Origin of the sequence: Alkalibacillus salilacus (assembly GCF_030812915.1) — a bacterium.
GTDB lineage: Bacteria > Bacillota > Bacilli > Bacillales > Alkalibacillaceae > Alkalibacillus > Alkalibacillus salilacus.
In genome coordinates this window covers 329,974-342,212 of record NZ_JAUSTQ010000001.1, presented here as the reverse complement: position 1 = coordinate 342,212, position 12,239 = coordinate 329,974, and the positions used below count along the sequence as shown (strand labels likewise).

The following is a 12,239-nucleotide window of genomic DNA, read 5'->3' as shown; positions in this document are numbered from 1 at the left end:
AAGGGACGAGTATAACCCGCGTTGCCACCCTTGTTGAAGGTCTTAAACCTTCCAACTTGTACAGTCATAACGGGACTGTTTTCCGGGTAAACTTACGTCATCATTCAGTTCACCTGCTCCAGGATGGATTCGCGGTCTGTTTATACTAGTTCACAGCCACCACTAGCTCTCTGTGATAAACACCTACCACTACTAATTCCTATCAGCGCAATTAATTCATTACTATTGTAGCTTTTAATATACCTTATTTTTTAGACAGAAGCAAGTTTTGATTGTTCTACCATATCGATAAAATAAGCCATTAAGCGATGATCATCAGTCAGTTCTGGGTGAAATGCTGTGGCTAAATAATGTCCTTGTTTAGCCGCAACTATTTTATCACCATATGTTGCTAAAACCTCTGTGTCATGGTGTACATCAAGAACATAAGGGGCACGAATGAACACCGCTTCAAAATCATCTGCCACCCCTTTAATTTCAAGTGGCGCTTCAAAGCTTTGTTTTTGACGTCCAAACGCATTACGAGCCACTGTCATATCCATTAAGCCTAAATGATTGTCATCGTCATTTTCGATCTGTGAAGCGAGTAGAATTAATCCTGCACACGTTCCAAAGATTGGTTTACCAGCTTGACCAAATTGAACAAGTGCATCAAAAAATCCGTAACGGTCAATTAATCTGCGCATCGTTGTGCTTTCGCCGCCAGGTAAAACTAACCCATTGACAGCTTCTAATTGCTCCACTTTTTTAATTAATACTGCATCGTGACCACATGCCTCAATTGACTGGATGTGCTCTCTAAATGCTCCTTGTAAGCCTAATACACCTATTGTTGCCATGATAAGACTCCTTTACTCACTACGATCTTGCATACGATCGTTACCTTCAAGCGTTGATGTTTCAAGACCAGGCATTGCTGTACCTAGATCTTTAGATAACTTAGCAATTAGTTCATAGTCTTGATAATGGGTTGTTGCTTCGACGATTGAGCGGGCGAATTTCTCTGGATTATTCGATTTGAAAATACCAGAACCAACAAATACGCCGTCCGCCCCTAATTCCATCATAAGCGCAGCATCAGATGGCGTTGCAATGCCCCCAGCAGCAAAGTTTACAACTGGTAAACGGCCTTCTTCTTGTACCTGCAAGAGTAATTCATATGGCGCGCCCGTTTCTTTGGCATACACCATTAGTTCATCTTTTGCCATATTCTGAACGTAACGAATTTGTGTTTGAACTTCACGCATATGACGAACAGCTTCAACAATATTACCTGTTCCTGGTTCGCCTTTCGTACGTAACATAGAAGCACCTTCACCAATTCGACGCAAAGCTTCGCCTAAGTTACGGCAACCACAGACAAATGGCACGGTATAATCATTCTTATCAATGTGATAAATATCATCAGCAGGTGTTAATACTTCACTTTCATCAATATAATCTGCACCCATTGCTTCTAGCACGCGCGCTTCCACAATATGACCGATTCGTGCTTTAGCCATAACTGGAATACTCACCGCATTTAACACTTCCTCAGTCACTGTTGGATCTGCCATACGAGCAACTCCACCTGCAGCACGAATATCTGATGGCACACGCTCTAGAGCCATGACAGCAACAGCACCTGCTTCTTCTGCAATCTTAGCTTGCTCAGCATTCACAACGTCCATAATGACGCCGCCCTTTTGCATCTCAGCCATTCCTCTTTTCACACGATCTGTACCGACATTTGACATATGATCTCCCCCTATAACCTATCAATCTGTATTATTAAGCAAATAACCCTTTGATACTATTAAATAGTCCAACAAAGAAGTCACCAATTGCTTGTAGCATTAACATAAACCAATTTGATTTCTCGACACCATTATTGGTTTCAACTGGAACTGAAATAGTAGACTCATCTGATAAAATATTACCATAATTTTGTTCTCCATCATATGTTAACACTAATTCGCCAACTTCTAAACCTTCTTCTACTGGCGCCTCAATTGCACCTTCATCATTTAAGACATCTTCATTAATTTGATAATTGACTGAATACTGATCCTCTTCACCTTCACGAATCATCGCTTCTATCGGTTCAGCAGACGCAATCTCAACTTCATTCTCTTTTCCTTTTACTACAGGAAGCGTTGATTCGCCTTCAATTTGATGGCCTTCCTCAAATAGAGTTTGATTTGAGAAACTATTAAAGCCATAATCAAGTATTTTCTGTGTTTGACTAAAACGTTCTTCTACACTATCTGTACGCATGACAACTGAGATTAAACGTGTACCGTCACGCTTAGCTGTTCCAGTAAAGGTGTAACCTGCTAATTCTGTACGACCTGTTTTAAGACCATCTAAGCCTTCATACGTATATTGTGCAATATGACCTGGCATACCAGGAAGCATCCAGTTAAAGTTAATCATTTCATTTCCTTCAAATTCCTGCGTCGGAACACTCGATATTTCTAAGGCTTCTGGATAATCATTGACTAAATGATAAGCAAGCTTGGCCATTGATTTCGCAGAAATTAAGTTATTATCGTCAGGGTTTGTTCCCTCTGGGTAGTTTTCACCTAAACTACTATTAGATAAACCAGTCGAATTAACGAACTCTGCATCTTCTAAGCCCATTTCCTCTGCTTTTTCATTCATCATTTTAACGAATTCGCCTTCTGAACCTGCGATGAGCTCGGCTAATGCAATGGTAGTCGCATTATCCGAATAAATCGCCATCGCATCATATAACTCTTGAACTGTGTATTCATGATCTAAACGAAGACCAACCCCGGAAAAAGAATTATTAGCCGAAATAGAATAGGCATAATCACTGATCTCTGTTGTTGTATCCCAACTGATATCACCATCTTCAACGGCTTCCCATACTAAGTATTCTGTCATAACCTTCGTCATACTTGCTGGTGGTAATGCAATATCAGATTCTTTCTCAAATAATATGTTTCCTGTTTCTGCATCAACTAAAATAGCTGACTCCGCTTCAACATTAATTTCAGCATGCGCTGTTGTCACGCCTGTCATCAATAAACTAAACACCATCACCGTTAATACGAGGATGCGTGTCAAATATGTCTTTGTTTGTTTCATTCTCGGTTCCCCCATGTCTCATTAATCCTTTTCGAATCAATTCTGTACCGTTTTTTATTATACAATATTTTGAGTCTCACCACATCGCCAATTTAAAGAAATTTTAAAATGTGAGTATCGACTTAAACAAGATCAACTATTTATAAAACAAAAGTCACTAGCTACATATAGCTAATGACTCTATAAGATTTCTTCAATATATAAATCTTTTTCATCAATAAGATTTAAAATCTCTTTATTTTTCCTTAATCGAACGAGCGGTCTAGTGGGATAACGCTCATCTGTAAAAACGATCGTCCCATACTCATTATTCGATAACTTGATTTCCGTTCCGTTGCCGAAATTAACAATACATCTAACAAGTTCATTCAATACTTCCATATCCAATTGTGTTAATTGGTCTTTTCGCATCTCTTCGATGACTTTATAAGGCGATTGTTTTTGACGATACATTCGCTCAGAAGTCATGGCATGAAACATATCTGCCACGGCTAAGATTTTTGCAAAACGATGCAATTTATCCATTTTTACGCCTAATGGATAACCTGACCCATCTAACCGTTCATGATGCTGTAAAACAGCTATTTTAACATCTTGGTTAAACGGTTCCTTTTCTAGTAAACGATAAGATTCAATAGGATGTTTCTGAATTTGTTCATATTCATTATAGTCTATCGACCGCTCTTTTAAATAAACGTCCTTTTGTGACTTTAACATCCCTAAATCTGATAAATAAGCAGCTAAGGCAACACTATGACGCTCACTCTCATCAAACCCTAGCCGTTTAGCTAAATATGTTGAAATAACAGCCATTGCCACCATATGATAATACATATACAATTTTGGATCGTTATAATGATGTAGTTTTAAAATGACATCACGTTTATCCTCAGCTTGCTCTGTTAAGGGCAAAATTAATTCGCGAATCCTTTTCGAATCAAGTGGTGTACGGTAATCCCAATTCTCAAAGATTATTCGTGTTTGTTTAACGACATCCACGAAGTGTTCAAAGAATGGCAATTTTTGAAGGGATTGTTCTTCTTCTTCGGTTAATTCTTCTGCTTCAAACTCTTCACCTGTGACAAGTTTATTAGCCACTTCAATTTCACTAATCCTGAATTTTTCTAGTACTTGGATATGAATAGGTTCCACAACCGTATTGCGTGGAATAATAGGTGTCACTGTATTTCCTATTACGTCTTTCGTAATTAAACAACCTGGCACAATTTGTTGTGGATGCACTTTCATAACCTAACACCTCTATTATTCTTCTTCAGGGGATTCACCGTCTTCTAGTGTTTCTTCTTCTTGGTTTTCTATTTCCTCTTCTTCATCTTCTTTTTCAACGCGGGCAACAGTCGCTACCTCTTCTTCATCACCTAAGCGAATCAGTTTAACCCCTTGCGTATTACGACCTGTCGTTGAAATCGATTCTGATGACATACGAATTAATACACCATCAATCGTCATAATCATTAAGTCTTCTTCGCCTGTTACAGGTTTAACGGCTACAACATGTCCATTACGAGGGTTTAATTTACACGTTAAAATACCCTTACCGCCACGGTTTTGCATGCGATATTCTTCTTCAGGTGTACGTTTACCATACCCTTTTGAAGTGACAGTTAAGACCTCAGATCCTGGTTCTAAGATATCCATGGAAATAACAGCATCATCTTCGCGCAATGATATACCTTTAACACCAGATGCCGTACGTCCCATCACTCTAACATCTTCTTCGTTAAAGCGAATTAAATGTCCTGCTTTCGTACCAATCATCATTTGTTTACTGCCATCAGTTAGGCGAACGGAGATTAATTCATCATCTTCACGTAAATTAATTGCTCGCAATCCACCTCGGCGAATATTCGCAAATTGTTCAAGCGTCGTACGTTTGGAAATACCGTTTTTCGTTGTAAAGAATAAGTACCAATCGCTCAAATATTCTTTCACCGTAATCACAGCATTTACCCATTCATCCTGATCAATTTCGATCACATTAATTAACGGAAGACCTTTAGCAGTACGACTGAACTCAGGAATTTCGTATCCTTTCGCTCGGTAGACTTTCCCTTTATTCGTAAAGAATAACAGCGTGTCATGAGTGGACGTGGTTAGTAAATGCTCCACGAAGTCATCATCATTCATATTCATACCTTGAATGCCTCGTCCACCGCGGTTCTGTGTCTTATAAGTCGTTGCAGGCAGTCGTTTCACATAGCCTTTATGCGTGACAGTGACGACAACCGTTTCTTCAGGAATTAAGTCTTCATCTTCAATTAAATCAGCGCCACCAACTGTAATATCTGTTTGGCGTTTGTCATTAAAGCGCTCTTTAAGTTCAAGTAACTCTTCTCGAACAATTTCAAGCACTTTATTTTCATCAGCTAAGATCGCCTTTAATTCAGCAATTAATTCAGTCAGTTCTTGATATTCATTTTCGATTTTCTCACGTTCTAACCCTGTTAAACGTTGCAAACGCATGTCTAAAATCGCTTGCGCCTGTTTTTCGGATAATCCAAAACGAGAGATTAGTTCATCCCGAGCAATATCTGTTGTTTGTGATTCACGAATCAGCGTGATGACCTCATCTAGATAATCAAGCGCTGTACGTAAACCTTCTAAAATATGAGCACGGGCTTCCGCTTTATCCAGTTCAAACTGAGTACGGCGCGTAATAATTTCTTTTTGGTGTTCTAAGTAATGACTTAATGTCTGTTTTAGATTCAATACTTCTGGTTGTCCATTAACAAGAGCCAGCATATTGATTCCAAAAGACGTCTGTAAGGCAGTTTGTTTATATAAATTATTTAAGACAACATTCGGATTAGCATCACGACGAACTTCAATCACGATTCTTAAACCATCTCGGTCAGACTCATCGCGTAAATCGGTAATGCCGTCGATTTTCTTATCTCGTACGAGTTCCGCAATTTTTTCGATTAAGCGTGCCTTATTTACTTGGAACGGGATTTCATTGACAACAATTCGTGGTTTGCCATTTGAATCCTCTAAAATATCAGCTTTCGAACGAATTGTAATAGACCCTTTACCAGTTTCATAGGCATTACGTATTCCACTACGACCTAAGATTTCTCCACCTGTTGGAAAATCAGGTCCATAAATATAATCATCCATCAACTCTTGGATCGTGATATCAGGATTTTCACTTAAAGCTAAAACCCCATCAATCACTTCACCTAGTTGGTGCGGTGGAATATTAGTCGCCATACCGACAGCAATTCCAGAAGCACCGTTTACAAGTAAATTAGGGAAACGGGCTGGAAGTACGACTGGTTCTCTTTCAGTGCCGTCATAGTTATCATCATAATCAATCGTATCTTTATTAATATCGCGCAAGATCTCCATCGAAATCTTGGACATTCTAGCTTCTGTATAACGCATCGCAGCAGCTGAGTCACCATCTACTGAACCGAAGTTACCATGGCCATCAACAAGCATGTAACGGAAGTTGAAATCTTGTGCCATACGGACCATTGCTTCATATACGGCTGAGTCACCGTGCGGGTGATACTTACCAATGACTTCACCGACAATACGTGCGGATTTTTTATAGGCTTTATCCGAATACATGCCTAAATCGTGCATCGCATACAGAATACGACGGTGAACAGGTTTTAACCCATCACGTACATCGGGTAAAGCACGTGAAACAATGACACTCATCGCATAATCTAAAAATGAGGTTCGCATTTCTTGACCTAAATTAATTTCTTGGACTTGAGGACGTTCTTGATCCAAAAGTAATTACCTCCCTAACAGAAGAACATGAACGTTTGAAGCAAACGTTCATGAACTTTTATTAAACATCTAAGTTTTGTACATATTGTGCATTTTGTTGAATGAAATCGCGTCTAGGTTCTACTTGATCACCCATTAATACTTGAAAGATCTCATCGGCATCCATTGCATCCTCTAAGTTAACCTGAAGCAATGTCCGCGTTTCTGGGTCCATCGTTGTTTCCCATAATTGCGACGGATTCATTTCACCTAAACCTTTATAACGTTGATAACTAATTTTAGGTGAGGCTGGCAATTCATTATAAATGCGCTCCATTTCAGCATCATTATACGCATAGTAAATTTGTTTACCTTGCGTCATTTTATACAATGGTGGCTGAGCGATATAGACATACCCATTTTCTACTAATGGGCGCATATACCGGTAAAAGAAGGTTAATAATAATGTACGAATATGGGCTCCATCAACGTCAGCATCCGTCATGATCACAACTTTCTTGTAACGGGCTTGCGATAAGTCAAATTCTTCTCCAATGCCTGTTCCTAAAGCGGTAATCATTGAACGAATTTCGTTATTCGATAAAATCTTATCGAGTCGTGCCTTTTCAACGTTAATGATTTTACCGCGTAACGGAAGAATCGCTTGATAATGACGATCACGACCTTGTTTAGCTGAACCACCCGCTGAGTCACCCTCTACGATGTATAATTCACTAATATCAGCATCTTTGGATGAACAATCAGCTAACTTACCAGGTAAGCTAGATACTTCTAATGCACTCTTACGACGTGTCACTTCCCGTGCTTTTTTCGCAGCGATTCGAGCGCGTGAAGCCATTAACCCTTTCTCGACGATTTGTTTAGCCACTTTGGGATTCTCAGCTAGAAACTGTGAGAATTTATCGGCGAAAATTTGATCCGTAATGGTTCTGACTTCACTGTTACCGAGTTTCGTTTTCGTTTGGCCTTCGAATTGTGGGTCAGGATGTTTTACAGAAACAATCGCTGTTAAACCTTCGCGCACATCGTCACCAATTAAATTCGGATCATTTTCTTTATATAAATTATTGCGGCGAGCATAGTCATTAATGACACGTGTTAAAGCTGTCTTAAAGCCTGACTCATGCGTTCCACCTTCTGTTGTTTGAATGTTATTAGCAAATGAATATAAGTTGCTAACATAGCCGTCATTATATTGAATAGCGAATTCAACCGTAATATCATCGAGTTCATTCTCACCATGAATTGGTTCGTGTAATGCCTGACGCGTATGGTTTAAATGCTCAACATATTCTGAAATACCGCCTTCAAAATAAAATTCTTCACGTATTGGCTCTTCTTCACGTAAATCTTCTAAGGAGATTTTTAATTTTTTATTTAAATACGCTAGTTCACGCGTACGATGTAATAATTGATCATAGGAATACTCTTCTGTTTCAGTGAAAATGCTTGGATCAGGTTTAAAACGCGTTTTCGTTCCTGTAATATCTGTTTCACCAATGGCTTTCACTTCATCATCGGGAATTCCGCGTGTATAGCTTTGGTAATAAAGGGTACCATCACGATGAACAAACACTTCACATTCGCTGGATAATGCATTAACAACTGAAGCCCCAACACCGTGAAGACCGCCTGAGACTTTATACGACCCACCATCGAACTTACCACCTGCGTGAAGGACAGTCATGATAACCTCTAAAGCTGGTTTACCTGCCTTTTTGTGTAAATCAACAGGAATTCCTCGGCCATTATCGATTACTGTAATGCTATTATCTTTACCAATTTGGATCTCAATTGTGTCACAATGACCTGCTAACGCTTCATCAATACTATTATCGACGACTTCCCAAACAAGGTGGTGAAGACCACGTTCACTCGTAGACCCAATATACATACCTGGTCTTTTACGAACAGCTTCTAAACCTTCTAATACTTGAATTTGGCTCGCACCATAATCCCCTTGTTGCATTAAATTATCTTCCATAGACATTGTCTCACCTTCATTTTCATAATGATCATGCTTTTATTTTAGTTCTGTCAAAACTAGTGAGTTGATTTGAAATATCAATTAAAGTACTTAGTTGTTGAATTGGGAGTAGCGAAGGTGGCGACTCCTGGTCGACTAAGTTCGGTCACGTCCTGTGACCAACGTCGACATTAGGCCGTCCGGGCCGTCATGGGAATAGCACGTGTCTCGAGACCCCGTAGGCCACGCTTTTTAGGCCGAGGAGGCTCGAGCCGTGCCCACGGAAATCGTCCACCGAAAGCGGATCCCAATATCAACAACGAACCTTATCAGAGCTCTAATTTAAATCCGGTGTTTCGTCCGCGATATCTTCTATTCCATCTAACATATGAGATAATTGCGACCGTTTATTTAATGTTGCAACGGATAAAGAACTAAAATAAATCTGGTCTGTTGTGATCACAATTGCCTTAGGTTCTTCAAATGGCACTTCCACAACATTTCCTGCTTTTCGTTGATTAAAAATCATCTCTTCAACAATCGAAGAAGAATGATAGAGGTTATAATCAATGATTGAAACAACTTCACTTGAACGTATAACGTGTTCATCACCGATATGAATAAACAACCTGAAACCTCACCTTTCTTATTTCAAACATCCGTTATGAATATTAAACATTTTAGCTTGCTTCAATGTATCATGATGAATCCCATCAACACTCGTTGTCGTAACAAACGTTTGGACTTTACCTTGAATGGTATTGAGTAAATGCGATTGCCTGTGATCATCCAGTTCACTTAACACATCATCAAGCAATAACACTGGATACTCACCAACTTCTTGTTCTATGAGTTCAATTTCTGCTAATTTCAAAGATAATGCTGTTGTTCGTTGTTGTCCTTGAGAACCATATGTTTGGACATTACGACCATTCACTTCAAACATTAAATCATCACGGTGGGGACCAGCTAATGTTGTCCCACGTTCCACTTCACGGTCTTCAATCGACGTGAAATGGGCTTTATATATTTCTATTATTGTTTCCAAATCCGCATCCTCTGATACGTCAATGGTTGGTTCGTAATTAATAGTGAGCTCTTCTAAACCGCGACTTATACCATGATGGATCGGAATTGCCCACTCTCTTAATTTTTGTAAGAATTGCAGTCTTCTAGTTAAGACAATACTACCGTGTTCAATTAATTGCTCAGTCAAAATATGTAACATAGTCCGATCTTGTTTTGATTGTCTTTGTAAATCTTTTAATAGCGCATTACGCTGTTTTAAGATTTTTTGGTACTGACCGAGGTGATAAATATAAACTGGTTGAACCTGGCCCAATTCCATATCAATAAATTTACGACGTTCCTGTGGGCTTCCTTTTACTAAATTCAAATCTTCTGGTGCAAACATGACAACATTAAGTGAACCAATATAATCGCTTAATCGCTTTTGTTCTATATGATTGAACTTAGCCTTCTTCCCTTTTCCTGAAAAAATCACTTCGAGTGGGAAAGTACGATTTCTCTTAAAGATGTTCCCTTTTATTTTACCATACTCTGAGTCCCATTTTATTAATTCTTTATCTTTTGACGTTCGGTGAGATTTCGTGAAGGCTAATACATAAATAGCTTCCATCAAATTTGTTTTACCTTGGGCATTTTCTCCAATCATGACATTGATTTGATGATCAAATTCTAAAGATAATGAATCGTAATTACGATATTGTTCAATTGTTATATTTTCAATATGCATCATGAGACCCCTAAGTCTTTAATCTTCTTTAGTAACAATAAACGTACCAACGTCCTCTATCTCAACTTCATCATTAAGATACAATTTCCGTCCGCGACGTTGATCTTGTTCACCATTCACATAGACATTGAAGTCTTGTAAAAACAACTTCACCATCCCGCCAGATTCAACGATATTAGCCAGCTTAATAAACTGTCCTAGGGTAATTTCTTCTGTTTGGATTTCAATTGGTTCAGCCATGTTGTCACCTCATTTTATGAATTACTCTTAGAATTTCCCTAACTATATATTTTACTAAAAATTTGCCGATAAGAAAAGAAAACTGAGCCGTAGAGTTAAAAAGTTCTCTTTAGGCTCAGTTAGCTTGGAAGTTAATTAGTACGTTCTAACTGGTGTGATGAGTTGTAAAATGTGTTCCGAATCGTCCGTTGGTTGAATGATAAATGGTCGCATAGCCCCTGTGAAACTGATTTTAACTTCTTCGGCATCGATTGCTCTTAAAGCATCAATCATGTATTTAGCATTAAATGAAATCTTTAACTCTTCACCAGAGATGTCATTTGTTTTTAGCATTTCTTCTGCTGTTCCGATTTCTGGTGAGTTACTCGAGATTTCTACTGTATTCTGTTCTTGAGTCACTAATTTAACGATATTATTGCGATTATCTTTCGCTAGTAGACTAGCACGATCAATCGTTTGCATTAGCTCTTTAGCGTTAACATGCACTTCTGTTTTACTTTGATCTGGGATTAAACGTGATGTTTCTGGATAATTGCTATCTAATAAACGAGATAAGAAGAATAAATGCTTGGTTCTAAATAGAATTTGATTATCCGCAACACTAATCTGGATTGACTCTTGAGATTCATCGAGTATTTTATTTAATTCACTTAAACTTTTACCAGGGATTACAGTGTTTTTGAATTCTAGTTGGATCACGTCTTCTTCCATTGAGACACGGCGCGAAGCTAGGCGATGACTGTCAGTCGCAACAAGTTCTAGCTCACCATTTTCTAATTTAAAATGAACACCCGTTAAGATTGGACGAGTTTCTGATGTTGAAACCGCAAAATTTGTTTGGCGAATTAATGTTTTTAATAAATCAATTGGCATATGAAAACTATTTTCGGTTTCTAACATTGGGAGTTGTGGATATTCTTCTGGATCTTGTCCATTCAATTTGAATTCTGCTTGACCTGAACGGATTAAAATATTCAAGTCACCATCAGATTCTATTTCAACGGTTTCATCAGGTAACTTTTTAATAATGTCTGGTAAGAACTTGGCTTGAACGACAATTTTACCTGGGTTTATATCATGAATGTGAATGATGCCATCTTCTTCTTTAGGAATAATTGATTCGATCGTTACATCAGAATCACTACCTGTTAAAGTCACTTCATCTTCAGTCGCTTCGATTTTCATTCCGGACAGAATAGGAATAGTTGTTTTTGGTGAAATAGCTTTCATTACGTCTTGGATGCTTTTCATTAATTGGTCACGGTTAATGACGATTTTCATAAGTGCCTCCCCTTAAATACGTGTCATATTATTTATTTTGTTTTAATAATTTCAGTCATAATAATAATAGGGCATGTGGATTTGTGGAAAACTGTCGAAATATCGCTAAACGTTTGGTTATCCACATGTGCATAACTTGTG

The 12,239-nt window shown here is 38.4% G+C and carries 10 protein-coding genes and 1 other annotated feature (1 of these 11 running past the window's edge); all 10 genes read right to left on the bottom strand.

What is annotated here, in order from left to right; all coding sequences use genetic code 11:
- Positions 1–215: a binding site (T-box leader), on the bottom strand (it extends 2 nt beyond the left edge of the window).
- A 36-nt stretch (positions 216–251) separates the two neighbouring features.
- The gene (gene pdxT, locus J2S77_RS01725) at positions 252–839 is read right to left on the bottom strand and encodes a pyridoxal 5'-phosphate synthase glutaminase subunit PdxT (protein WP_306974062.1); all 588 of its coding nucleotides are present in this window, start codon (positions 837–839) and stop codon (positions 252–254) included.
- Positions 840–851: 12 nt separating this feature from the next.
- Positions 852–1,736, bottom strand: coding sequence for a pyridoxal 5'-phosphate synthase lyase subunit PdxS (gene pdxS / locus J2S77_RS01720; protein WP_306974060.1), 885 nt, complete (start codon positions 1,734–1,736; stop codon positions 852–854).
- A 34-nt stretch (positions 1,737–1,770) separates the two neighbouring features.
- Positions 1,771–3,093 carry a serine hydrolase gene (locus J2S77_RS01715; protein WP_306974058.1) on the bottom strand — a complete coding sequence of 441 codons (1,323 nt, stop codon included), beginning with the start codon at positions 3,091–3,093 and terminating at the stop codon, positions 1,771–1,773.
- A gap of 180 nt (positions 3,094–3,273) precedes the next feature.
- A complete protein-coding gene (locus J2S77_RS01710) occupies positions 3,274–4,341 on the bottom strand; it encodes an HD-GYP domain-containing protein (protein ID WP_306974056.1) in 1,068 nt (355 codons plus the stop codon).
- Between the two features lie 15 nt (positions 4,342–4,356).
- Entirely contained in the window at positions 4,357–6,855 is a 2,499-nt protein-coding gene (gyrA, locus tag J2S77_RS01705; protein ID WP_306974055.1) for a DNA gyrase subunit A, read from the bottom strand.
- Positions 6,856–6,916: 61 nt separating this feature from the next.
- Complete coding sequence (gene gyrB, locus J2S77_RS01700; RefSeq protein ID WP_306974053.1) at positions 6,917–8,839, bottom strand: DNA topoisomerase (ATP-hydrolyzing) subunit B; 1,923 nt, start codon at positions 8,837–8,839, stop codon at positions 6,917–6,919.
- Positions 8,840–9,158: 319 nt separating this feature from the next.
- Entirely contained in the window at positions 9,159–9,449 is a 291-nt protein-coding gene (gene remB / locus J2S77_RS01695) for an extracellular matrix regulator RemB (protein WP_306974051.1), read from the bottom strand.
- An 18-nt stretch (positions 9,450–9,467) separates the two neighbouring features.
- Positions 9,468–10,577 carry a DNA replication/repair protein RecF gene (gene recF, locus J2S77_RS01690; RefSeq protein ID WP_306974049.1) on the bottom strand — a complete coding sequence of 370 codons (1,110 nt, stop codon included), beginning with the start codon at positions 10,575–10,577 and terminating at the stop codon, positions 9,468–9,470.
- Positions 10,578–10,595: 18 nt separating this feature from the next.
- Positions 10,596–10,817 carry a S4 domain-containing protein YaaA gene (gene yaaA / locus J2S77_RS01685; protein WP_306974048.1) on the bottom strand — a complete coding sequence of 74 codons (222 nt, stop codon included), beginning with the start codon at positions 10,815–10,817 and terminating at the stop codon, positions 10,596–10,598.
- A gap of 135 nt (positions 10,818–10,952) precedes the next feature.
- Complete coding sequence (gene dnaN, locus J2S77_RS01680; protein WP_306974047.1) at positions 10,953–12,098, bottom strand: DNA polymerase III subunit beta; 1,146 nt, start codon at positions 12,096–12,098, stop codon at positions 10,953–10,955.
- Between the last annotated feature and the right edge of the window lie 141 nt (positions 12,099–12,239).

Coding starts and splice junctions, on each gene's coding strand:
- pdxT (WP_306974062.1), bottom strand. CDS start 839: ATGGCAACAATAGGTGTATTAGGCTTACAAGGAGCATTTAGAGAGCAC.
- pdxS (WP_306974060.1), bottom strand. CDS start 1,736: ATGTCAAATGTCGGTACAGATCGTGTGAAAAGAGGAATGGCTGAGATG.
- J2S77_RS01715 (WP_306974058.1), bottom strand. CDS start 3,093: ATGAAACAAACAAAGACATATTTGACACGCATCCTCGTATTAACGGTG.
- J2S77_RS01710 (WP_306974056.1), bottom strand. CDS start 4,341: ATGAAAGTGCATCCACAACAAATTGTGCCAGGTTGTTTAATTACGAAA.
- gyrB (WP_306974053.1), bottom strand. CDS start 8,839: ATGGAAGATAATTTAATGCAACAAGGGGATTATGGTGCGAGCCAAATT.
- recF (WP_306974049.1), bottom strand. CDS start 10,577: ATGCATATTGAAAATATAACAATTGAACAATATCGTAATTACGATTCA.
- yaaA (WP_306974048.1), bottom strand. CDS start 10,817: ATGGCTGAACCAATTGAAATCCAAACAGAAGAAATTACCCTAGGACAG.
- dnaN (WP_306974047.1), bottom strand. CDS start 12,098: ATGAAAATCGTCATTAACCGTGACCAATTAATGAAAAGCATCCAAGAC.